The 24638-nt window shown below is 34.6% G+C and carries 20 protein-coding genes; 13 read left to right on the top strand and 7 right to left on the bottom strand.

Annotated elements, in window-relative coordinates:
• The first annotated feature begins 101 nt into the window (after nucleotides 1–101).
• Complete coding sequence (locus tag DAY19_RS10690) at nucleotides 102–944, top strand: hypothetical protein (protein ID WP_115362209.1); 843 nt, start codon at nucleotides 102–104, stop codon at nucleotides 942–944.
• 3 nt (nucleotides 945–947) lie between these two features.
• On the opposite strand, the gene DAY19_RS10685 is transcribed toward DAY19_RS10690, so the two are convergent.
• On the bottom strand, nucleotides 948–1796 hold the full coding sequence (locus DAY19_RS10685; protein WP_115362207.1) for an Hsp33 family molecular chaperone HslO: 849 nt from the start codon (nucleotides 1794–1796) through the stop codon (nucleotides 948–950).
• Between the two features lie 82 nt (nucleotides 1797–1878).
• Here DAY19_RS10685 and DAY19_RS10680 point away from each other — a divergent pair, with 82 nt between their 5' ends.
• The 10 genes from DAY19_RS10680 to DAY19_RS10635 all read left to right on the top strand — a co-directional run bounded on the left by DAY19_RS10680 (nucleotide 1879) and on the right by DAY19_RS10635 (nucleotide 17670).
• The gene (locus tag DAY19_RS10680) at nucleotides 1879–4185 is read left to right on the top strand and encodes a PD-(D/E)XK nuclease family protein (protein WP_115362205.1); all 2307 of its coding nucleotides are present in this window, start codon (nucleotides 1879–1881) and stop codon (nucleotides 4183–4185) included.
• Complete coding sequence (locus DAY19_RS10675; RefSeq protein WP_115362203.1) at nucleotides 4185–7388, top strand: UvrD-helicase domain-containing protein; 3204 nt, start codon at nucleotides 4185–4187, stop codon at nucleotides 7386–7388. The genes DAY19_RS10680 and DAY19_RS10675 overlap by 1 nt, the downstream gene beginning before the upstream one ends.
• Nucleotides 7389–7474: 86 nt before the next feature.
• A complete protein-coding gene (locus DAY19_RS10670) occupies nucleotides 7475–8179 on the top strand; it encodes an outer membrane beta-barrel domain-containing protein (RefSeq protein WP_158536881.1) in 705 nt (234 codons plus the stop codon).
• An 11-nt stretch (nucleotides 8180–8190) separates the two neighbouring features.
• Nucleotides 8191–9582, top strand: coding sequence for a hypothetical protein (locus tag DAY19_RS10665; protein ID WP_115362198.1), 1392 nt, complete (start codon nucleotides 8191–8193; stop codon nucleotides 9580–9582).
• Entirely contained in the window at nucleotides 9582–12410 is a 2829-nt protein-coding gene (locus DAY19_RS10660; RefSeq protein ID WP_115362197.1) for a tetratricopeptide repeat protein, read from the top strand. Before DAY19_RS10665 ends, DAY19_RS10660 begins: the two co-directional genes overlap by 1 nt.
• Entirely contained in the window at nucleotides 12410–13309 is a 900-nt protein-coding gene (locus DAY19_RS10655) for a hypothetical protein (protein ID WP_115362195.1), read from the top strand. Before DAY19_RS10660 ends, DAY19_RS10655 begins: the two co-directional genes overlap by 1 nt.
• Nucleotides 13306–13566, top strand: coding sequence for a hypothetical protein (locus DAY19_RS10650; protein ID WP_115362193.1), 261 nt, complete (start codon nucleotides 13306–13308; stop codon nucleotides 13564–13566). The genes DAY19_RS10655 and DAY19_RS10650 overlap by 4 nt, the downstream gene beginning before the upstream one ends.
• Before the next feature lie 9 nt (nucleotides 13567–13575).
• Complete coding sequence (locus tag DAY19_RS10645) at nucleotides 13576–15474, top strand: AgmX/PglI C-terminal domain-containing protein (RefSeq protein ID WP_115362191.1); 1899 nt, start codon at nucleotides 13576–13578, stop codon at nucleotides 15472–15474.
• Between the two features lie 158 nt (nucleotides 15475–15632).
• Nucleotides 15633–16385 carry an outer membrane lipoprotein-sorting protein gene (locus DAY19_RS10640; RefSeq protein WP_115362189.1) on the top strand — a complete coding sequence of 251 codons (753 nt, stop codon included), beginning with the start codon at nucleotides 15633–15635 and terminating at the stop codon, nucleotides 16383–16385.
• A 1-nt stretch (nucleotide 16386) separates the two neighbouring features.
• Nucleotides 16387–17670, top strand: a complete 1284-nt coding sequence (locus DAY19_RS10635) for a hypothetical protein (RefSeq protein WP_115362187.1) — start codon at nucleotides 16387–16389, stop codon at nucleotides 17668–17670.
• A gap of 57 nt (nucleotides 17671–17727) precedes the next feature.
• Here DAY19_RS10635 and DAY19_RS10630 read toward each other — a convergent pair whose 3' ends face one another.
• The 5 genes from DAY19_RS10630 to trxA all read right to left on the bottom strand — a co-directional run bounded on the left by DAY19_RS10630 (nucleotide 17728) and on the right by trxA (nucleotide 20754).
• On the bottom strand, nucleotides 17728–18237 hold the full coding sequence (locus DAY19_RS10630; RefSeq protein WP_115362184.1) for a biopolymer transporter ExbD: 510 nt from the start codon (nucleotides 18235–18237) through the stop codon (nucleotides 17728–17730).
• Nucleotides 18238–18252: 15 nt separating this feature from the next.
• Nucleotides 18253–18780 (bottom strand): ExbD/TolR family protein, encoded by a 528-nt coding sequence (locus tag DAY19_RS10625; protein ID WP_115362182.1) that lies wholly within the window; start codon nucleotides 18778–18780, stop codon nucleotides 18253–18255.
• Nucleotides 18781–18794: 14 nt separating this feature from the next.
• Nucleotides 18795–19448, bottom strand: a complete 654-nt coding sequence (locus DAY19_RS10620; protein WP_115362180.1) for a MotA/TolQ/ExbB proton channel family protein — start codon at nucleotides 19446–19448, stop codon at nucleotides 18795–18797.
• Between the two features lie 321 nt (nucleotides 19449–19769).
• Nucleotides 19770–20351: a D-sedoheptulose 7-phosphate isomerase gene (gene gmhA, locus DAY19_RS10615; protein ID WP_115362178.1), complete on the bottom strand. Its 582-nt coding sequence runs from the start codon at nucleotides 20349–20351 to the stop codon at nucleotides 19770–19772.
• Between the two features lie 64 nt (nucleotides 20352–20415).
• The gene (gene trxA, locus DAY19_RS10610) at nucleotides 20416–20754 is read right to left on the bottom strand and encodes a thioredoxin (protein ID WP_330220808.1); all 339 of its coding nucleotides are present in this window, start codon (nucleotides 20752–20754) and stop codon (nucleotides 20416–20418) included.
• A gap of 183 nt (nucleotides 20755–20937) precedes the next feature.
• Here trxA and DAY19_RS10605 point away from each other — a divergent pair, with 183 nt between their 5' ends.
• Nucleotides 20938–21435 (top strand): RDD family protein, encoded by a 498-nt coding sequence (locus tag DAY19_RS10605; protein WP_115362174.1) that lies wholly within the window; start codon nucleotides 20938–20940, stop codon nucleotides 21433–21435.
• On the opposite strand, the gene DAY19_RS10600 is transcribed toward DAY19_RS10605, so the two are convergent.
• Nucleotides 21432–21899, bottom strand: coding sequence for a GAF domain-containing protein (locus tag DAY19_RS10600; protein ID WP_115362172.1), 468 nt, complete (start codon nucleotides 21897–21899; stop codon nucleotides 21432–21434). The genes DAY19_RS10605 and DAY19_RS10600 overlap by 4 nt on opposite strands.
• Before the next feature lie 72 nt (nucleotides 21900–21971).
• Between DAY19_RS10600 and polA the strand changes: the two genes are divergently transcribed.
• The gene (gene polA / locus DAY19_RS10595) at nucleotides 21972–24638 is read left to right on the top strand and encodes a DNA polymerase I (protein ID WP_115362170.1); all 2667 of its coding nucleotides are present in this window, start codon (nucleotides 21972–21974) and stop codon (nucleotides 24636–24638) included.

Below are 24638 nucleotides of genomic sequence, written 5' to 3'. Positions count from 1 at the left end.
CTTGTTCAAGAGTAAAAACCATTAATTTAAAAAATCATTCTTTCAATAACTATCCCTCAAATTTAGTTTTTATTCAGATACCTGGCCTGAGTGAAGAGCACATGGGCTACTTGCACTTTAAGAACTTAAATTTCAATGCTCAAACAGAGCTTGAAAAGTATTCTTGTTTTGGAAAGATGTGGTCTTATAATATGATGACAGTAACTCCAGACATCGACGACCAGCTTCTAACACAGCTAAATGGATATTCACTTCCAAGTAATAGTTGTGAAAAATATCAGAGAAGAGCAATTTGGGATGTTTTAAATGGATCTGGCTATAGTTCTTCGGTTATTTATCGTGGCAAAACTCCAAAATTTAAAGAAATTGATAAATGTAATACAAATTTCTACAAAAATACTCGACTATTCGTCTCAGGGGCCAAAGAAAAAGTTGCAAGTGATAAAGAAACTTTTCACTTTCAACAAAAGAAAGAATATCAAAAAGGCAGTACTTACTATGATAAATCGTGCAAAAGAGATAAGTGCTTCTCTACAACAACAGATTTATTTAATCATGTCCTAACTGCGATGAATGATTCGAATCGTCGCTTCATTAATATTGTTGATTACGAATTACTTAATATTTTGAATAAGCAGGATGTGAAAGGGTTTACCTCTTATATGTCTAATCTAAATAACTTTCTTATCCAAGTAAGAAAGAGAATTAGTAAAACAAACGATTATTTAATTGTCGTTAGTTCGGCTTCTCCAAAGGCCATTGATTGGAAAAGAATTAATAAAAAATGGAGAAGTATTCCTATCGCTACAAATAAAAAGTCACAGTTAATGGCCCCTGTTTGGGCAGATGGCGCTTTGGCAGAAAATTTTTGTGGACTATATTTAGAGTCTGACTTAAATCGCCGCTTCTTCTGGCGTTCAGAAGAAACGACATTACCGTTTTAAGCTCTATTGTAGATTAAGTAAGTTTGTAACTTCTTCTTTTGTAATAAGGTATGCAGTTTTACAGTAGTCACATTTTGTTTCTACCGATAGGTCTTCGTGGAAAACATCGTCAAAGCCACTTGATCTTACAACACTGGCCACTCCTGTAACCATACGATCACGAGAACAGCTGCACTTAAATTTAATCTCAGTTGAAGTAAGGTAATCATAACCTAGTGATTCAAACTTCTCTTGAATTGGACCTTCTTCATTAAGTGCTTCTTTGAATATTGTATCTAAAGACTCTTTGTTTTCAGCAAGAAATTGATCGAGGCTGACAGACTCAATAACTTCTTCCTTATCGACATTTACTTCTGGAAGTTTTGTTATCAGTGCAACTTGGTCACTATCCTCACTAAGAATAATTGCTGAATTCATTTGATATGATCTTTTAAAAAAGTCATTAATGATTCCATTTACATTTTTATTTTTAACTTCAATGATACTTGTATAAGGAGATTTAGAATGAGGAAATTGCTTAGCAGTTCTAAGGTGTCCTGAGATCTTTTTTGGCATCTCTGGTAACTCTTCTGGAAGAATTAGAGTTCTAAAGAAGCCTGCCTGATTCATTTCAAGTTTGAATCTAAAATATGGTTCTTGTGAATCTAAAAAGATCCCCATATTTTCCTGTGGCTTAAGAAAGTTGATCATTGGAAGAATTGAAAGAGTAATATCTCTTAAAAATGCAAAGCCTTGCTGGTTGACACCGTGAATTAGTGCAAGATCGTGAATAACCTTCTGCCCCTCTAAGAAAGAGATTGCAAATGTTTTTTCTTTATTAATGAAGTTGAATAGACGACTTTCTTTAATCACAGTAAAATTCTCCTTGTATGCGCTTTATATATCGTTTTTCTAGTAAAGTGTCATTAGGAAGCTTAAAAAAAGGTAACGTTACGTGTTAAGTCTCTACTTATACGAGAATCAATTCGATGAATTGCTGGCCAGCAATCAGAACATTAAAAATTGGCAAATTATCTGTCCTTCACCACAAAGGGCCGATCTCTACCGAGATATTCTTATTCGTCGCGGACTCGCTTCCACTTGTGAAACCATAACAATTGCAAAATTCTTATCAGATCACCTAGAACTTAGTGAATCTCAAACAAAATTATCAAAATCTGAATTAATGGTAGACCTATGGACTTTTTGGAAGTCTGCTGTAAATGATGACTACGAAAAATTTCATTTTAGTTTCGAACTCTTCACTGAAGTACGCTCTTATGATCTAAGTCAAAATCTTATTGAAGAATTAGGTCAGTTAGAGACCCTGGAGAAGGAGTGTATTGCTGGGCTGATGAGATTTCATACATATGTTGAAAATTTCAATATAGTAGATGAACAAAAATCGTATCAATTAGTAAGTGAGCAATTTAGGGCCGAAGAGAATATCGGGTATATCTTTATTGGATTTGATCACCTTAATGCAAATCAAATAGATATGCTGAAAGGGATGGGGAATAAAGCAGAGGTCTATGTTCCAATTAGTAAGGAGGTCTTCAACCAATGTGATGGTAAAGTCTTTTGGCCAAATTGGATAGAGACGCAACAGTTGAAAGAGGAAATTGAGTTTGAAAATATTGATTGCGAATATATTTCAATTCCATCTGGACGAAGTGCAGAGTATTTTAGTGAACTGATAAGGCAGGACAAACAATTAATTAGTTTTTCAAACAGCTTAGATCTATCTCAAGTCAATTCGTTACTGATACCTGAAAAAAGGTTTAAAACTGATTTTGCATTATTTTTTAGTAGCGTTGATCAAATTACTTCAAAAATCCAAGAACAACTAAATCTCAATGGTGGAGTTTTAAGTTGTGATGATATTCAAAAGTTTTTAACTAAATTAAGTCTTCTAAATTTCAATGAAGATAATTTTATTAAATTGAAAACAATCCTGTCTTTTAAAAATGAAATTAAGGCTTACTCAGAAAAAGCGACGATTAACGAAGAACTCAGAAGCTCAGATCTAAAGTTAATTAAAGAAGTATTGGGGCTAAATCTTCCAAGAACATCTGTTGTTAATTTAACTAAAGATGACACGGGAACGATTGGAATAAGAGATAATCTTTTAAGTTTAGAAGATTGTGAAAATAAATATCTTTATATTTCAAAGGATGACTTAGGAGCTTTAACAACAGCACAAAGATTCTCAAATGATGTCTTAGTTATCTTTAGTGCTTTTGGTCCTCTTCAAAGTAAGGCCTTAGATATTGCAAGTTTGAGATCATTGATAAGACAATTTATTCAAAGTGGTGGAAAGCTCATTCTTGAGGAAGGTTTGCTCCACGGTAACTCTATAGCAGAGTCTCTTTTTGATGGCGTAAATCTTAACGATTATAATTTAGAAGTAAGTAAGAGACTGAGCTTTGAAAAGAGGGCCCAGCAAAAAGCGAGTGTCGGTGAGAAGTTGTCACCTTCATTTATTCAAACTTATATTGATTGTCCAAAGAAGTGGCACTTGAAATATGCACAAGGGGTTGATCTTGATGTTTCATCTTCGGCGTTTATTGATAGAAGATATATTGGGACAATTAATCACAGTGTAATTGAAGCGTATGTTGAAAAGCATGAAAGCTTTAGTGAATCTATATTGAGAGAGTTAATTAAAAACACATTGAATCGTTTTATTGTTGAGAACTCGCTACTTCCAGAAAGAATTGATATTGAAAGTTTAAGGCTTGCGATTGAATCATATTGTTCGTCTATTATTATAAAGTTGTTAGAAATAAAGAAAGACAAAGATGTCGAATTAATTTTTGAAAGAGATATTTCAAAAGTTAATGAAGAGTATAAAGGTTTCATTGATCTTTTAATTAAAAAAGGAAATGACTATTATGTTTATGACTTTAAGACATCTGGAGGTTCAATACCTAATAAAACAGATATCGTTGATTATCGAAAAATTCAGCTTATAGCATATTATAGAGCATGGTCACGTGAACATTCATTAAAAGGTGGCGGATATCTCTGTCTTGAAAACTTGAAGGACTCATTCTTTATTGGGGATGAAGTTTTCTTTGGAGAGTTTCATTCAAAGTCTAAACAGATCGAAGAAGTTGATCTTGATGAATTCCAGGATCACATGAAAGAAATTATTAAAGAAATGGGCTCGGTAGAGACTTGGCCAGCAAGACCAATGAGTAATCAAACATGTACTTTCTGTGTCGCTAATCCTGTCTGTGCAAAAGGAGAGATGCAATAATGGCCATTCAATTAAATGCAGAACAAGAAAAAGCAGTAAAGCATGATGGTGGTGTTCTTCTAAACGCTGGTGCAGGATCAGGGAAAACACGAGTAATTATCGAACACTTGGCTTATTTAATAGAGGAAAAGTATACGGCTTTGGAAGAACAACAGGTTCCTGATATTGGTCAATACTTGAAAGCTTATCTTTCTAAAATAGTCGTTATGACATTCACAAAAGAAGCCGCTGGAGAGCTTCAATCTCGTATGTTTGATCGCTTTAACGATGTTGAGGATAAAAATAAGAAGAAAATAATCGATGAGGCCCTCGAATCCTTAGGTATTTCAACGATCCATAGCTTCTGTTTAAAACTAATCAAGAGAGGCTATATCTTTGGTGCACCTGCTAATCTTGATATCGTCGATCGCTTTAAAATAAATGTAAAAATAGAAGAGCTTACAAAGCAGTGGTTTAATCGAAATCTTAATAATCCAAAAATAGAAATATTTCTAAAAAATATTGATGCACTTACTAGTTCGATGCAGTTTGTATTTGCTAGTCCTGAGTTACGATATGAGTGGCAAACACTTGATGTTGATCATGTTGAATTTAATGAAGAAGAATACTTTGAGAATATTTTAGGTCTTTTGGGATGTTCCGAAATTTTTAAATGTCATTACTCGAGTGATACCTATTCAGAAGAACACGCAAAAAAAGCATGGTGGAAGCATTTAAATGCAAGCGAGTCATTCTTTTCTTCTAATAAGTATGATTGGGAAAATATTAAAAAGTTTTGCGAAGTCTATAAGGCAAATAAGCCACGTAAATCCAAGGGGATACCACTTGAAGTTGGTGAGTTAATTGAAGATGCAAATAAATTACTAAAGTTTGTTGAAAAAGAAGGTGAAAACTTCGATCAATTTTTTGCTAATGAAAATATATATCGTGAGTGGTTAAGATTATATAAAGAACTATTTAATTATATTCAGGAACATTATTATAATTACCCCGGTATGGACTTCTCAGATATTGAATATTTAACTTTGAAATCTTTAGAGGAGTCAGAAGAGTCAAGAAGGCTCTGTCAGGAAAATTTCGATTATATTATTGTTGATGAGTATCAAGATACTTCACCAGGACAATTCCAAATAATACGTCATGCAATAGGTGATAATTTTAAAAAGCTTATGTGTGTTGGTGACAGGAAGCAGGCCATCTACGGTTTTCGTGGAGGTGAGATTGCCGTCTTTAATCAAACAGAAAAACTGATTCCTCAAAATCTCTATATGTCTAATAACTATCGATCAGAAGAAGCAGTTGTTAAATTTAATAACCAATTCTTTGATACCATCTTTGGTTTGGGTGAAAAATACCAAGGGCACGATCAATATAGTGTAAAGGTCGACTATCAAAACTTTCCAGCCGATGTGAAAGAGTCCGCTCTAGGTAGTGTTAAAGGGCATATTGTTGATCTTGAAATGGAGGTCGAAGGAAGACTTACCTCTACTGTATATGACGATATTGAAGCCAGCTCAATTGCTGAATTAATTGAAAAGAAGTTCAAGGAAAATCCACAAGAACAAATTTGTATTCTTTATCGTACTCTGGCCCCGTCAAAGCAATTGATTTCAAATTTAATGAGTAAGAAAATACCGTTTGTTGCTCAGGTTAAAATTCCATATGGTGAAGATCCGTTGGTAATTATCTTTAAGGCTTTTATTAATTTCTTGATTGAAGCAGATAAAGAAGGGGCGGATTCAAAGAGGTTACAGGCTATTGCTCGTTATTATAATTTTATAATTAATGGAGTATGTCGACATTACTACGACGAGTATCGAGAGTTTACAATTGAAGATCTCGTTAAGATGAAGGGTACGTACAAGAATAGTAATGTGGAGTATGCATTTTGGTCTTTTGTATTTGACCTCGGACTATCGAGTTCTACATATAAGAATAATTCAGAAAAGATAAATGGAATTATAGGTGGCGCTAAAGGAGATATAGATCAAATTTATAAAATCTTGAAGTCTCTTGAGAAGGACTCTTATAGTGCAAGCTTTTCATATCTATCTAATGCGAATGTAAGAATTATGACGACTCATGCTTCAAAGGGTCTTGAATTTGATACAATTATATTAGGTGGTATTCATACTAATGGACGTACTGTTGTTGATACATCAAAGTTTGGTTCACTTCCTGGGGCCTTGTCTTGGGGAGCTGATATACATACAAAGAAGTTAAACTCGTCTCCTGATTTAATTCTAGAAAAACTAATTAAAAAGCAAAAAGAGTTTTCAGAATCAAAACGACTATTCTATGTTGCCTGTACTCGGGCCGTTGAAAATATTGAGTATTTTGATATCAGTGTAAATGGGAAGGAAGTAAAGCATTCAGATAATAGCTGGATTGTACCTCTTCGGACTCATCGTCTAAACGAAGTAGAATGTGATGACTTTTCAGTTGCATATGAAGTTAGCTCGTCAAATCGACCACCAATCTATTTCATGGATGCACTTGGAATTAAAAATGTTGAATCAACTACAAAGCTAGGACTAATCTCAGAATTATCAGTTACAAAGTTATCTGAATTGGCCTTGTGCTCACGAAAGTTTTATTTAAACCAAGTTTTGAAATTAGATGAAGACTTTAAAGAATTCACAAAAGAGAATGAAATTGAAACTCCTTCTGCATTCGGTGTTTCTGATGTCGAGCGTGGAAATCGTCTGCATTTTCTTGTTGAAAACTTAATTAAGGGCAAGGACTTAAAATTTAACAGTCCTCAGGAACAAGAGATTGTGGAGTGGGTAAATGAATATATTCAAAAATCGGCCCACGAAAAGATTCTAAGTGAGCATCAAATTAAGTTTTCTTTCTTTGGCCAGATGATAACTGGTATTATAGATGCTTTAGTCTATCAAAATAATCAAGTAGTGGAGATCTGGGATTTTAAGTCAGGTCTAATTGATGAAGATAAGCTGAGATCATATTTCTTCCAGTTAAAAACCTATGCTTTTGGTCTGAAATTAATCAATGAAAATATGGCAAGTACTATAAATCTTAAAGTTTTGGCCCTTGATGAGAAGAGAATTATTGAAGAGAAAATTGAAATCAGTAATGTTGAAAATGATCTCTTCGAAGTGTGGAAAACACTAAGTGATTTGGTCGGAAAAAGAATTAAGCACTGTTCATCTTGTTTGTATGGAAATTTATGCCACCAATAAGCGACTTAATTAGTACTTAACATCTTATGTTAAAATAATCTCTGTAAATCCAACTATTTGAAAGGCAGGACGCTAAAATGATTAGGATGATCTTTGTATTATTTTTAACTTTTCTAACGATGAAAACTTTCGCGGCAGAAACGGATCTTTATAATTTTTCATGGCTTGATAAAGATAAAGAAATTTATGTTTTACAAAATCGTAAATTTAAAAAGGTAAATCGTTTCTACGTTAGTGGAGGTTTTGGGAAAACACTATCAGGTGCTTTCGTTGATTCTACATCTCTACAATTAAGAGCTGGTTATTTCTTTCATGAAGAGTGGGGGGCAGAGTTTATTTACGCTTCTAACTCAGGTGAAGAAAATGATACGGCCGCTTCAGTACGTAATAGTAATGGAGGAGGAAGTGGGTCTATTCCATTTCGTCGCATTGTAAATGATTACATCGGTGCGATGGCCCTGTGGTCACCATTTTATTCGAAAATTAATACATTTAACTCTATTGTCTATGTTGATTGGATCTTCGGTCTTGGTTTTGCAAAACTGAACGAAACAAATAATGGGCCTGAAGTTAGAGCTGGTTCACCAAACCCTGGCCTAACGGTTGATGAGTCGCATACTGGATTAATGTGGAATGTTTCATCTAAGTTTTATGTAAACACTTCTTGGAGTGTTAGAGCAGATATTAACGGAATCTTATATCAAGCGGCACCTGCTAGAGAAGCGGGATCAGAGTCAGATCAACTATATTCAAATATTGATCTAACTTTTTCTGTTCAATTTGATATTTAAGGGAAGCTGTTGTGTTAAAGAAATCGATCATTGCATTTTTACTCATGGGGCAAGTCTTTGCTCTCGAGTCTATTTGGACAGACTTAACCAAATCTCGAAATCGCATCGCACGATATCCCCATATTATTAAACTCCTAATCGAAAAGGAAATGTATCATACTGCTGTTCCATATGTGAAAGAGTACTTGGTTACATATAAGGGACGTACTAATAAAGACTTTGAAAGACTTTTTGAAAAGGTTGTCTCCAAAGTAGGTGATAGACAATTTGTTCTTTTACCTGAGCAATATCTTAGCAAGATTGATTCGCCGACTTTAAAGTACTTACTTGCAAAAAAACTATTAAAGAGAAGAAAGTATAAAGAGGCCCTACAAACATTAAATGGAACTATTCCAGCAGGGCATCCTGTAAAAGCATTCTCTCTTCATCTCGAAGGGATGGCGTTTACAATGCAACGAGGTTTCCGCGCCGCTATTTCAGCTTTTGAAAGATGTGTTGATATGTCCACTTCAAGTGATGATGAGGTGAGGGCCAGACAATTACAAATAAATCATGACTATTGTTTAGCAGGTATTGCTCGTGTTAAATATGAGCAGAAAAAGTTAGATGATGCAGAATTATCATTCATTGATGTCGATAAGAGATCATATATTTGGCCTGAGCTTTTAATTGAGGAGGCTTGGAATAGTTATTACAAGGGTGACTACAATAGAACGCTTGGTAAGTTAGTTACATATAAAGCACCGGTACTTAACTATATTGTTAATCCAGAAATTAATGTTTTAAAGGCTTTGAGTTATTTTAAACTTTGTTTATACGATGATATGTCTAAGATCATTGATGATCACTATGCGGAGTTTGATAAATCTAAACAAGTCATCGATAAGATGATTGCCCGTAAACATTCTCTTGAATGGTATTTTAACTTTATTAATTCATTTGTTGATGGAAAGAAATACTATGATCCTTTAACAAATAAAGTCCTTAGAAATGTTTCTAAAGACCCAGCATTTATACAGCTTTTTCAAAGTTATAAAGCTGGCTTAAGAGAAATATCAAATATCAAAAAAGTACGTAATCGTCGCCTTAGAAAGATTCTTGCTATAAACCTTAAAGACTCTCTGATGCTTCAACAAAAACTTATTGGTTCATATACTAAGAGAACTTTTAAGTTAGTTTCAGCACAACTTGAAAAATCATTCATCGGTCTAAGTTATTTAAGACTTGAAGCTTTAAATGCAAGAAAGGCTAAGTTGTATAGTGGGATTACAGATACAGGTGCACGTGGCGATATTAAATATTTAAAAAGAAATTCGAAGCAATACTTCTGGTCATTCAACGGTGAATTTTGGGCCGATGAAATGGGTGACTATGTATTTGCTCTTCGATCGGAGTGTCAATAATGATTAAAGTATTATTACTAGCATCTCTTATAAGCTTCAGTTCCTATGGAATTAAATTAAGTCCAAAAAGAGACCGTATCGTCTCTGTTATCGATATGGAACTTAAAGAAATCAGTAGAATGAAGCGTTATACAAAGAGGGATAATACTTTAGATCTTAGAATGGCCGAACTAAACCTTGAAAAAGGTCGTATCATTCGTGAACAAGAAAATGAAAACTTTTTTAAACTAACTCCAAAACAAAAGAATCAAATCGATAGAAAAAAGTTTTTTTCGGTTTCTGACTCATACTATAAGAAAGCTCGTGGAATAGGTATTTCTATTTTAAAGAAAAAACCTAACAGAAGGGCCCGCTCTCATATCTACTACATTCTTGCTTATAATGAATTAGAGAATGTTAACATGGAAGATGCAAAGTCGTTATTTGTAAAATCAGTAAGATCAGCTCCCAAAGGTGACTTCATCGAAACTAAGTCTCGACTCGCTCTAGGTGATATTTACTATCGTGAAGGTGATTTTAATAAATCTAGACAGTATTACAATACAGCAATTGGTAAAATTAGAGACGATAAATGGTATACGAAGTATCTTTATAACCTTGCATGGTCAAACTTTAGGGTAGGGCGAAAAAATACTGCGGTAAAGCAAATGGAGCAGGTTTTTGAACTTTCTAAGAGTCCTAAATATATAGATAAACAAGATATGGCATCACGTGATGTCGGTTACTTCTACGCAGAAAGCGGTAAAACAAATAAGGCCCTGAAGTTTTATCAGAATCAAAATACAGATGCCGAGAAAAATTTCTATGACATGGGAATGATCCTTATAGGAAAACAAAAATATTCTCAAGCTGCAGATATGTTTGGAAGAGCATTCAATGGCAAAAATCCGAAGTATAAAGCAATGTCATTAGTTCAGCTATTAATGATTTACGATAAATATGGGAATAATTCATATTTCCTTAGATATGCAAGAGCGATAACAAAGTCGCCATTAAATGCAGAACAAAAGAAAGAAGCACTATATTTTGTTACGAAAAGAGCCGCACAACTCCAAAAAGAATTAGAGATGTCTCATAATAAGAAGCGTCCCAAGGTAATGAAGTCTAAAGGGAAAACGGCTGCTGAATTATATTTTATTTCACAACAAATTGATCCTAAGCTAAGTGAAAGAGCACTCTTTTTTGCTGGTGAGTCATATTATGCAGCTAATGAATATCCTGAGGCACTTTATATGTATGATAAAGTCTTATCTACTGCTCAACCAGGTTCAACTTATTATAAAAGATCTCTAGCGGGGATGATGATTGTCCTAAATGATCGTAAGATTTCTAAATCAACACGTAATAAGTACTTTGAAACAATCTTCACAAACTATATCAAAACAGAAGAATCTAAGTCGAAAAAGAATAAAGCAGTAGAAAAACTATTTTCTTTCTACGTAGATGAAAAGAAAGATGTTGAAAAAGCAAAACAGACATTCTTTGTGTATGCTAAAGAGAATCCAAGAAATATATCTAAAAATGAAGCAATGATTGGCCGTATTGTAGACATGTATAAAACCCAAAAAAATAAAAAGGGACTTATGTCTTTTGTTGGGGAGCTAAAAGGCCAGGGAATTCCTTTAAAGAGAGGATTTGTAAATCATCTAAATAAGATTATTCTTGTTGCACAATTTTCAGATATTCAAAAGGCCAATAAAAGTGGTGATAAGATCACTGCGTTAAAGGGATATCTCTTCATTTATAAAGATCCAGAAAGTACCGCAGATGCTAAGAGAAATGCTGCTTATAATATTGCCGTTCTTTTTTATGAGTCAGGAAATGTCGGCCTAACTGCTAAATGGTTGGATCGAGCAATTGAAGAAATGACCACTACTGAATTAGTAAAATTCTATGAATCTTTTAATAGTATTATAAGTGAACTATTTTTGAGACAGAGAGTTGCTGATGGAATGTTATTAACACAAAAGTTACTTGGTAAGACATGTGGTATCAATAATAAGAATAAAGAAAAACTTCTAAAGAACTATATCGTTATGGGACTAGCAACTCGTAATGATTCAAAGGCCGTAGCATTTGTCGATCAACAATCAAAATGTCGATTTAATAATTCAACGATGCTAGCTTCTTATGAACAAATCTTTGACTACTATATAGACTTTAAACAAATTACTAATGCAGATAAGATTTATCGTGAAAGATTGTCAGCATATACAAAAAATCTATATCGTAAGTCTGAATATGTTGGAAAGTTAGCAAAGTTATCTCGTGAACAAGGTAATAGCTCTCGTTACAACAATGAGCTTAATTATATTTATCGTAGGGTTAAAAATAAGAAAAAACTTGCAATTGAGACGATCGATGAAGTTGCCCTAGCTGAAGTTGCAGATGTAGAAAGAGCTGTTAATAGCTTTAATGCAATTGAGTTAAGCTTCCCTGAGAATAAATTCAATAACACTATGAAAGGCAAGTTTGCACGTCTTGAAAGTATCCAGAATCAAGTAACAAAGATTGTGGCCATGGGATCTGGTGAAGCGATGGTTAAGAGTTACTCATTACTTATTAGTTCATATGATAAGTTCTCAAAAGATGTCGCTACTTTTACACCGACTGGGAAGTCTCAGGAATATGTAAACTCTTTTAAGGGAAGTATGCAAAATGTATCAGCAAACCTCGCTTCAAAATCAAGACAATTAAAAAGAGAACTAGATTCTTTGATTAATAAGAATGATGTTCTAACAGTAAACTTTGGAACACTTTCTCGACAGGGGTTAAGCCTTCCATCGATGACAGGTGCTGTCTTAATGGATAAGAGGGGGAATCAGTAATGAAGTTTTTAAATATTTCTCTTTTGATATTACTTTTGGCATCATGCGCCTCTGGTGGAAAGACTGTACAGAAATTAGGTGGCGAAGAAGCTGAGCAAATTGAAAACCTATCAAATGAAGATTTTAAACCGAAGAAGCAAGTTCGTTATAATGCTGATGCCGATTATCACCTTATTAATGATCTAGTTGATGATGTTTTAGAGGATGAATCTTTAGATAAGGTGTCTAAGGAAAGATTAGAAAGCATTGATGAGAAGAAAACAGGCCTAGTTGGACTTTGTTATCTTGGAAATACAAAAGAAGGACTCGCGAAGCTTGACGCTCTTTATGAAAAAAATAAGAAGAATCCTGCATATTGGAATCAGCAGGGGATTTGCTCATATAAAACAGGTAATAAGAGATTAGCGAAGGTATATTTTAATAAAGCTGTCGCTTTAAATAGTAAGTATATTCCAGCTATTAATAATATCGGTGTTATCTCAGTTGATGAAGGTAAAGATCGCAAGGCCATTGCAGCTTTTAAACAAGTTCTTTTAATTAAGAGAAACAATAAGACAGCAATGTTTAATCTTTCAAATATATACATCAAGTATGGGCTTTATAGTAAATCAACAGCAATGCTTAAGAACTTATATCGCGTTAATAAAAAAGATCGCGATGTGATAAATTCGCTGGTTTATTCTTATTTGTTTGATGGGAAACCTAAGTTTGCTTATACGATTTTAAAAGAAATGAATTCTGATTACTTTGAAATTCCAAGTCTTAAAATCGCTTTATATTATTCTCTAAAGCAACTTAAAAGCGAACACGCTAAGAGGGTAAGAGAAGATATCGAAGATATGGATTTAAATGCAAAAGATAAAACAATCTTTCAGCAGATTAAAGGGTTAACAATATGAAAAGAATTATAACAACGGCCTTATTTATCTTGTTGTCACAAGCATCGTTCGGTCAAAAATCTGTAAACGATAAAGTTATTTATAAGTACAAGAAGTTTGAGAAATTTAATTTAGACGAAATTAGTGTCGATGGTGAGCTGGGTGCTCCTGGCGAAATCACTGTTTCAAGTCGTTATCTTAGACAATTTAAAAATAAACTACCATCGAAACCTAATTTTCATCTTGAAATGATGAAGGGATTAGATCGAATTAGATAGGGAGACCTCGTGGATCAAGGAAGATCATTTTATTTAAAAGGTAAAAAGGATATACGTCTACCTCGTAAGAATAGAATTATCCTAGGGGCAAGTGACTCTTGTGATGTAAGAATGAGAGGGGCAGGAATAGATGATATTCATTGTCTTATTGAATTCGCACAAGATAAGACATCAATATATAGTATGTCGACAAAGAATCCCGTCAAAATAAATAATGAAGAAGTCGTAACGTGTGAACTTAGAGGGGGAGAGACTATTACAATTGGTAATTACTCTTTTACCTTTGGTGAAAGTAGTGAACTACCTCCTCAGCAATTAATACATCCACAAGAAGTTGTTAGAAACTTACCGAAACAACCTAAGTTTAACGATGAAGTCATTCAAAAGAATCAAAAGGATAGTGATTACCAAGTTAATTATCCTTTAAGTATGGATGATAATGTTAAGTTCTCTGAGTATATTTTTGAAGAACCAGATGAGATTTATCCAATCTTTAAATACAGTGTCGATAAAGAAGCTGCTGAAGTAATCATTCTTTTTAATGGAAAGATTGTTGGACTCGATTATATTCCACATAAAGACGGAAAGTATAATCTCGTTGGAATGAACCCACGTGGCAATGATATTGAATTTCCATATTTAGGAAAAAAAGATAAAGTTGAGCTATTAGATATAAAGAAAAATGATGTTGCTGTTGGAAGAATTCCTGGATTTGAACATCGTACATTTTTAAATAATAAAAATGCTAAAAATTCATTACGTCGTGATGATATTCATATTTTTGAAAAAGATAATTTAAAAGTATTTATCAGAGGTACTGAAGCACCTCCAATTGTAAAATCGGCACCAATCTTTAGAAGAGATAAGGAATTAAGAAAGTACCTGATTTTTTGTGTGCTAGTATTCGCTGTTTTTATGGGGGGAATGCTTAACTTCCAAGTCGATAAAGAGATTGAGAAAGAGAAAGTTCCTGAAAGAATTGCAAAAATCTTATATAAGCCAAAACAGCTTAGAGTGACTAAAAAGAAAAATGTCATTAAGAAGGAAACACCAAAGAAAGTACAAAAGAAGGCTCCAGTTAAGCAAGAGGTTTCAAATACTCCTAAAGAGCAGAAGCCTTCAAAGAGTAGGGGGGACCGAACTGCTAAGGCTTCAAATTCTACTCCAAAAAAAGCTGCTCCTAAGAAGGGACCAACAAATGATAAAAAGGTTGTGAGAAAGTCCAATAAAAAAGCAGGCAAACCTTCTCGAACAACTAAGAAGGCCTCTAAAGTTAAGAAGCTTTCTAATAACAGAAAGAGTAGAGGAAAAGTCGATGTATATAAGTCACCGTCTTTCACATCATCAATGAACTCTTTGATGGCAAAGGGCGGATCACTAAGTTCTTTTGCTGATGCTGGTACGACTGAAAGTTTTAAAGATGATAGTAATGCTCTTTCAATGGGTGAGTCGGCCCAAGTTCAAAAGGCTGATGTTAAAGCAGAGGTTGGTTCGCTAAGTAGTAAGACTCGTGGAAAACTTTCTTCTTCGTTTGGTACAGATGGACTAGTTCATAAAAAGAAAGTTTATATTGCTGGTGTCCCTTACCGTGAAGTTATTCTTGGATCAATGGATCGTAATGATATTATGAGAATTCTAATGGAGAACGTTCCTCAATTCCGTTACTGCTACCAAAAGGAATTAGATGTTCAGCAAAAGGCCATTTCAGGTGTTCTTGCTATGGACTTTGTCATTGGTGCATCAGGGAATGTTACAAGAGCTAAGGTGACGAAAGCTGATAAGGCCGTGCCACGCAGTGTTAAAAACTGTGTTGCAAATCACCTTAAAACAATTCAATTTCCAAGACCAAAAGGTGGAGCTGAGGTTGCTGTTCACGTACCTCTTAACCTAAATCCAAGCTCTTACTAAGTATATTCAATCAATATATGATGCCCCTTGTTGTAAATAAGGGGCATATTTTCAGCTATTTAATGAATCCATTACTATTATCAATACTAAATATTCAATCATTGTGATGTGAATGATAGTATCTTGTGGAAACAGACCAACGATAATGAGGTAGGATAATGAAATTTGTTAAATTTTTCTTAATAATGTTTTCTCTTGCAGTTCTTGCAGATGAGAAAGGTCTTGAGATTGCAAAGAAGATGGATGCGGCCAATAAAGGTTATATCGGTGACACATCGACAATGGAGCTTATTTTAGTTGATACAAGTGGCGTTGAGATTGTTAGAGAAATGCTTGGTACATCTGGTGAATTTGAAGGCGTTGATAAAAGTCTTATGGAGTTTAGAAAGCCATTAGATGTAAAAGGGACAAAGCTTTTAACTTGGACATGGAAGAGTTCTGATAAGGATGATGACCAGTGGTTATACTTACCTTCTCTAAGAAGAGTAAAGAAAATCAACTCTCGATCTAAGGGGAGCTCATTTATGGGGTCTGAGTTTTCATTCGAAGATATCGGTGGTCAAACAATCGAAAAATATAATTATAAGTTCTTAAGTGAAGATAAGAATACTTGGACTCTAGAGCGTAAAGCAAAGGGAAAGAGTTCTTATCTAAGAGTTATTCTACATGTATCAAAGAAGTATTTAGCGCCAGTAAAAACTGAGTACTACAACAAAAGAAATGAACATATTAAGACTTCGACAATGAGTGAGTTTAAATCTTACACAGTTGGAAAAAGAAAGATGTGGCGAGCTAACCAAATTGATATGGTTAATTTAAATAATAAGAAGAAATCAATATTTAAATGGAAAAATAGAGTTATTGGTAAGAAAGTAAATGAGAACGATCTTACTAAGAGGAAGTTGAAGTAAATTGAAGAATGTATTTTTTACAGTAATTATTGGGGCCCTCTCTCTAGTATCTGAAACTGCATATGCAGATGGCAGGGGAGAGATATCGTTAAATTATCGTTACTATACTCAAAAGAAGTATACTGATGTTTTATTGGGAAATGAGAAACAGCCTACTGATTTGAAGTTTGTTAAGTTAAGTCTTGAGGAACGTGATGATTGGAAAGGGTGGGAATACAATCTCTCTCTAGTTGCTCGTGCCGATGAAAAATATCAAGAAAATAGTTATGTGGACTTTAATGAGTTAAATATCGGACGCAGTCTTGGGAATTGGCAATTCTCTGCTGGTTATCACATGTTCATGTGGTCTCGCTTAGAGGCATATCATGTTGTTGATGTTCTTAACTCGCGCATAAACGATGGAAATATTGAGCGATTTGAAAAGCTTGGTGAGAAGTCCATTGTTGCCAGTCATTATACAAGTATCGGTACGATGAAGTTCATCTATATGCCATATTTTACGGAAGGCTTTTATCCTGATCCATTAATGAGAATTTTTGATGGGCTAGAGCCGGTAAGGCAGAATGTCGTTTCAGGAAATGAAGTTAAAAGTAGTGACGAAGAAGATCAGTATAATCAATTCGCAGTCTATTACGCTCATCAGTTTGGAGATCTCGATCTGACAGTATTTGCCATGGATCATATTGATCGAACGAGACCAATATTTGGCGCTAGACCATCAACACCGACAACGCTTGAAGCATTCTATGTTGATGTTTTAGATATTGGAGCGGCCGCAACATTTTTTTGGGGCGAGCAAACTTTTAAATTCGAATACCTCTACTCTGATTTTAATGCAGATGATTCAGTTGCTATTCTCGATTATACAGGTGGAACGAGAGAAGTTTTTGATTATCAATTAGCTTCTATAGGTCATGAATATACTCATAACTACGCAAATAATTGGAGTTCTAGTTTTTACACTGAATATCAATATGTTCTAGGAGTTGGAAAAGAGAAGAGAAGCCAGGCCCAGATTTTTCAAAATGATCTCTTCATCGGTCATCGTTTTGCTTTAAATGATGCTTATTCAAATGAGTTTACACTTGGGCTGTATATTGACCTTGAAAGAAACGGTGAAGCTTTGTATTACTTAAGCTATGAGAGACGCCTGAATAATGCATGGAAAGCCAAGGTTAACTTTAGAGGAGTTACAATTGGAGATGATGCAGAAAGTGATCGTCGTGGTCTCTATATCCTAGATGGAGATGATGAATTAGGTGTTACCCTAACTCGTTTCTTTTAGATTTATCAAAATAGTATTAATGAAAATAAAAAGGCTCCTTACGGAGCCTTTTTTATTCTATTCTTGTCCAAGGACAACGAATTTATACTTTTGAAACCCTGCCTCAGCAGCAGTATGCATGAGTTTTTTGATATAGTTGTACTTCAAAGACTTATCAATTACGAGATTAACTATACCTGAGAAATTCTTCGCATTAGGTGTCGTCTTTGCAATATCATCAATTTCTTTCTTTTTGGCCACTAACTCGTTGTAGAGAGGAAGAATTAATCTTCCGCCTTGAGAGTAGAGACGTCCCTTGTAAGTTTCAGTGTTGTGAACTTCTTTGTCATCAACCCAAATGACCTTAGGTGAAACTTGTACAACAACTCCTTGCTCGTTAATTGATTTCGAAACAGAGTGAGGAATTGTAATATCTTTTGGAATATTTAAAATTACACCAGTTGTATCGTAACTTCTAATTAGGAATACAAGTAAGATAACAAGGATATCAAGAAGGGAAGTGATATCAATATCAAGTGGTTCCTTCTTTCTTCTTATTCCTCTATTTCTTATCGAACGTTTTCTCATACTTTACCTATTGTCTTAAGACTGCGTGTCACCAAAGATAATATTATTAAATAACTCAGTGACTTTTGTGTCTTCGCCATTTCTCTTCGTCCAGATCTCTGGATCTGTTTTCTTTAGATCGCGTACTGCATCCATAATCTTAATGAGTTCTTCATAAGTAATATTTGCATTAGGGATAAAGATGACTTCTTTTTCATCAACATAGCTTTTCTTTAATTCGATGAGCTTTTGACGAAGTTTGAAAAGATCATATTCTCCGCTGGCCGTTTTACCTGCGCTGAAGATTCGTCTTTCATTAGGTCCAGAGTGGAGGCTAATATTGCTTTGATTGATCTTTAAAGTAAGATCAAGTCTCTTCTTATCTGTTTTTGGAGGTTGGCTGTTTGAGATAATTGGAACATCAGAGCCAATCTCATAGATTCTAACAAAGTTAGCAGACATAAGAAGGAAGAAGATAAAGATGAAGACCGAATCTAAAATTGGAATTAGATTCAGCCTCTCAACTTTCTTATTCTTATATTTTCGACTCGGTTTTCTATACATAATTAATTTCTTTCTTACTGCTTACTTTCTTCTGTGCTTAGGATATCCATTAGCTTTACAGAATATTCATCGATTTCATTAATGATCTTTTCAGACTTTGAACTTAGGAAAGAGTGAATGATCATAATTGTGATGGCAACAAGTAGACCTAGGAAAGTCGTATTCATCGCTTGTGAGATCCCTTTAGCAAGTAGTTCTGCTTTTTGTGTAGGATCAGCTGCAGCAACAGCTGCGAATGAAGCGATTAGACCTTGAATTGTTCCCAGTAGTCCAAATAGAGTTGAGATATTTGCAATTAACTGAAGATAGTTAAGTCTAAGTTCAACCTTAGGGATAACTTCAAGTGCAGTAGCATCAATTGCATTTTGAATTTGTTCTGGTTTTGCTGACGCTCTTTCAAGTCCACTTCTTAGAACTTTTGGTAGGGCCGCGTTCGATCCAGAGCAAACACGTGAAGCACCTTCAACATCATTTGCCATGATGTAGCGACGAAGTTCATTCATAAAAGAAGCTCCATCAACATCAAATTTAAAACTTAATTTAAAGAATCTCTCTAATCCAATTGCCAGACCTACGGCCCAGATGAATAGAATGATCCACATGAAAAGTCCGCCGTTTTGAAAAAAAGCAGCGATTGTGTTTACGGATGATACAGCAGTGCCTTCCATTATATAGCTCCTTAAAATTGTGTACTAACTTAAGATTATTTTAACTCATAATCGCGTCAAATACTTGATTTTAAAGACTTGGAAGTTTGTGCCGGTTCTTTAGTAATTTTCTGGGACATCGTGCGTACAAAAGTTGCCCAAAGGCAAGTTTTGACGAACAGATGAATGTGACAAAAGTAAAGCTAGCCGAAGGCGCGGCTTTACGATCCTTTAGTAATTTTCTGGGACATCGTGCGTACAAAAGTTGCCCAAAGGCAAGTTTTGACGAACAGATGAATGTGAAAAAAGTAAAGCTAGCCGAAGGCGCGGCTTTACGACCCTTTAGTAATTTTCTGGGAAAACTTGCCTTTCAATACCTTCGATAAACGTATGAATAATTTTAATGTGCATTTCTTGAATTCGATCAGAAAGATCAGCTTCAATCACAAGAGGGAAGTCCACAAGGTCTTTCATCTTTCCGCCACCTTTTCCAAGTAGCCCAACAACTTTCATTCCCTTTGCGTGAGCAGATTTAACTGCTTCAAGACAATTTGGAGAATTTCCAGAAGTTGAAATTGCAAGAAGAACATCGCCCTTGTGTCCATGTGCTTCAACATATTTTGAAAAGATATACTCAAATCCGTAATCGTTTGCAACACAAGTAATGTGTGAAGGATCTGCTACCGCCATTGCTGGCATCGCGGGACGATCTTTACGAAAGCGTCCAGTCAGCTCTTCTGCAAAGTGCATGGCATCGCACATTGAACCACCATTTCCACAGCTAATTACTCGGCCATTGTTTTTAATAGCTGAAACCATTTCATCAATTGCATCTTGCATAACTTTGAAATTATCTTCGTTAGCAATAAACTTTGTTAATGTTTCTTGAGCGTGATTAAAAGCGTGAGAAATAAAATCATTCATTATTAGATACCTTTTCGATCCTTGATAAAGATAAAAGAAAAGCCTCTTTGATAGAGGCTTTATATTACATTAATTCTTCTAAAGACTTTTTAATTTCTTCTTTCGTCTGAACACCAACAAGTGTCTTTGTTGCTTGTCCATCTTTGAAGAAAATCATTGTTGGGATCCCACGGATTCCATATTGTTGAGCAAGCTCACCATTATCATCAACGTTAACTTTAACGATGCTTGCACCTTCACCAATTTCTGATGCAACTTCGTCTAGAACTGGCCCTAGAGTTTTACAAGGTCCACACCATTCTGCCCAAAAATCAACTAGAACTGGCTTTGCGTTCTTTAATACATCAGATTCAAAATTTGCTACGTCAGTTTTACCAACAGTACTCATATAATTATCCTCCAGAGCTTTTTTGCTCTTCTTTCTTTCAGTCTACATTTATAACTTAAAATATTATTTTTGGCTATTAGTGATCATCTATTGGTCTATAGAGAAGTTAAAGTATTTCTTTACTTAATATTCCTTATTTGAACGTGGTGCAAAAAATGCCTTGTTTTCTAATAAAATTCATAGGATAAGATATTTATTATGGATAGAAAGTACTTATTGAAGTCGGCCATAAAGGTTGCACGTTTTTCAAGGATATTAGCAAAGGCAATAGACCTATTTATTGTTCTTGTGTTATCGCTATTTCTCTATCCAATCGGTATTCTTTTTTCCATTGTTTATTTAACTTTTGCAGATGCGATCCAAAATGGTCAATCGGTAGGAAAGAAGTTTATTGGCTTTCGCGTTATCTCTCTTGTTGATGGAACACCTTGTTCATTGAAGCAGAGCTTTGTTCGTAATCTGCCTTTTATTATTCCACTTATTTTTGCCATTATTCCAGTTCTTGGTTGGTTTATGGCCGTGATAATTGGTATTCCAATGGTCGGAATTGAATTATATCTTTTATATAAACTAGATTCAGGTCACAGATTAGGTGATGTTATGGCCGATACTACAGTTATGGCCAATGATGACACGATGCTCGCTATTAAAAAGAGACAGGCGAATTGGTTTGAAGATCAAGGAACTCCAACCTAATTAAATACTCTGTTAATTATCTCTTCGAGGTTTTCTTTATCTATATCATTGAAACTTGCTTTCACATCACTATCAATATCTAACACTGAGATTAGCTTTCCATTTTCTAAAACAGGCACGACAATTTCAGACTGGCTCTTAGGATCACAAGTGATGTGATTTTCAATTGCATAAACATCTTCAACAATTTGTGTTTCTAAAGATTGAGCAGCTGTTCCGCACACTCCTTTACCAAATGGAATGCGTAAACAGCCAAGAGTCCCTTGGTAAGGGCCAACAACGAGTTCAGATTCTTTTGAGTTATCAACATTATAGAACCCACACCAATAAAAGTGTGGAAAAGCCTGCTTTAATACACAAGAGATTGTGGCCATTTTTGCAATTGTATTCGATTCACCTTCGCAAATCGCAAAGATATCTCTTTTTACATTATTATACAGCTCTTGTTTTTGTGCATTGTCCATAACTTGGTCCTATATTAATCATTAACAGATTCAACATAATTGGCTAGATTTATAGCATAAATTGGAGATTATATGTCAAAGAAAAGATTAATCGTCGTCGACGTCAGTAACTTTATATTCCGTGCGTTTTTCGCAATCCGTCCAATGACGGCACCAAATGGTACACCTGTTAATGCAACGTATGGTGTTCTTTCAATGCTTCTTAAAATTATGGCCAATTATAGGCCGACTCATATGCTCTTAGCTCGAGATACATCGGGAGGATCATTTCGTAATGAAATGTATGAAGAGTACAAGGCAAATCGCTCAGAACCACCAGAGGATTTAGTTCCTCAGTTTTCTCTTATTAAAGAGTTAATTGATAAAATGGGACTTCTAAATGTTGCAGATGAAAATTATGAAGCTGATGATATTATCGGCTCATCTGTGACTCAGTGGAAGGATGACTTTGATGAAATTCTTATAGCCTCAGGTGATAAGGATTTAATGCAATTTGTAGGTGGCAATATTAAGATGCTGGATACGATGAAAGATGTTACCTACGATGAAAAAGGCGTCTTTGAAAAGATGGGTGTTCGCCCTGACCAAATTGTAGATTACTTATCAATGGTTGGAGATACATCAGATAATATCCCTGGTATGCGTGGGATCGGAGCAAAGGGAGCGGCAAAGCTTCTGGCAGAACACGATACATTAGATAAGTGCTTTGAGATTTCAGATACGTTTAAAGGTAAAAAATTAACAACTGCTTTTACTGAATATGTTGATGATGCAAAATTATCACGTGATTTAATTAAGATTGTTACAGATATTGATTTAAAATGTAAGTCAGAAGATTCCGAATTAAAGTTCTATCCTACAGATGAGTTACTTGCATTCTTAAAAGAGCTTGGAATGAATTCCATGATTAAAAGAATGGAGGATCTAAAGTATCAACTTTCTATTGCTGATGGTGAAGGTGAAGAAGGTGAAGTCGCATCTCCTTTCGAACATCTAATTGTTGGAAAAGATATTAAAGAAGATGAGTTTAAAAAGTTAATTAAAGAGAGCAAGAAACTTGCAGTGCAGACTGAATTTGATAGTTCTGATATTCATGCTCGTAATCTAGTGGCCTTAAACCTCTCATTTGATGATAACAAGTCGTACTTTCTCGAAGTTGATCAGAAGAATGAAAAAGAATACTTAGAGTTAATTTATAGTGATGAATCAAAAGAAGTTTATAGTGAACATTCAAAGAGGGATTATTCGCATTTATTCAGGCATAAGGTTTCATTTAAGGCAAAGAATTTTGATATCGTTCAGGCCCATTATAATGTAAGTCCAAGTATGAGGCATAATATTGAGGCTATTTGCACTAATGTAAATGTTAATGTCACAACGCTTGATAAGAAGAATCCATATATAACTTCTCTTGAAACAATTGAAGAAAGATCTACTTATAGTGGCCTTCGCTCAATTGCTATATTTAGACTAGCAAATCTTTTAAAAGAAGAGCTTAAAGAAAAAGAGCTTGTTTCTGTATATGAAGATATTGATAATAAGCTAATTCCTATTCTTGCAGAGATGGAGTTTGAGGGAGTGTGTCTAAATAAAGAATTCCTTTATGATATGGCGAGAGACTTAGAGGAGAAGCTTTCAGTTATTCAAAAGAAAGTTGATTCATTCTCTGTAAATGACACGATTAATTTAAATTCTCCAAAACAAGTAGGAGAGTTTCTATTTAACGAATTATCATTTCCTGTTGTAAAGAAAACAAAAACTGGCTACTCAACAGACTCTTCGGTTTTAGAAGAGCTTGCAGCGAAGAATATAAATGAAGTACCAGGCTTGATTTTACAATATCGTGAACTAGGTAAGATCTTATCAACATACGTTAAGGCACTTCCTGAAATCGTTAATGAGAAGACTGGAAAGGTGCATACAAGTTTTAATCAGCATGTTGCTCAAACTGGAAGATTATCTAGTGTGAATCCGAATCTTCAAAATATACCTATTCGTTCAGAAACAGGAAGACTTGTAAGAAAGGCATTCATCGCAACACCTGGAAATATGCTACTAGCTGCCGACTATTCTCAAGTTGAACTAAGAATTCTTGCTCATTACAGTGAAGACCCAACAATGATAAAGGCATTTAATGAGGACAAAGATATTCACGCACAAACAGCAAGTGAAATTAATGATATTGCTTTAGAAGATGTAACTTCGGATGAAAGATCGAAGGCCAAGGCCGTAAACTTCGGTCTAATGTATGGACAATCATCTTTTGGATTGGCCTCAGCACTTAAGATTTCAAGAAAAGATGCTAAGGCCTATATTGAAAAATACTTTGAAAGATTTTCTAAAATTAAGGGCTTCTTAGATGGGCTTAAGGAAGATGCAGAAAAGACAGGGTATTCGATTACAATGTATGGTAGAAAGCGTTTTTTACCAGACATTCACTCTAATAATCGTACGGTAAAAGCAAATGCTGAAAGAATGGCGATTAACTCACCAATTCAAGGTACTGCTGCTGACATCATTAAGTGTGCAATGATTAATATCCATGAAGAAATTCAAAAGCGTGGATTAAAGTCGAAAATGCTTCTTCAAGTACACGATGAGCTTATATTTGATGTTCCTGAAAACGAATTAAATGAAATGAAGACATTAGTAAAAGAGGGAATGGAAAACGTTGTTAAGCTTAAAGTACCATTAAAAGTTGAGCCTTCTCTTGGTGTTAACTGGTACGACTTAAAATAA

The organism is Halobacteriovorax vibrionivorans, assembly GCF_003346865.1.
Lineage (GTDB): Bacteria > Bdellovibrionota > Bacteriovoracia > Bacteriovoracales > Bacteriovoracaceae > Halobacteriovorax_A > Halobacteriovorax_A vibrionivorans.
The sequence above is the reverse complement of the archived record's forward strand: the minus strand, read 5'-3'. Positions and strand labels throughout refer to the sequence as shown.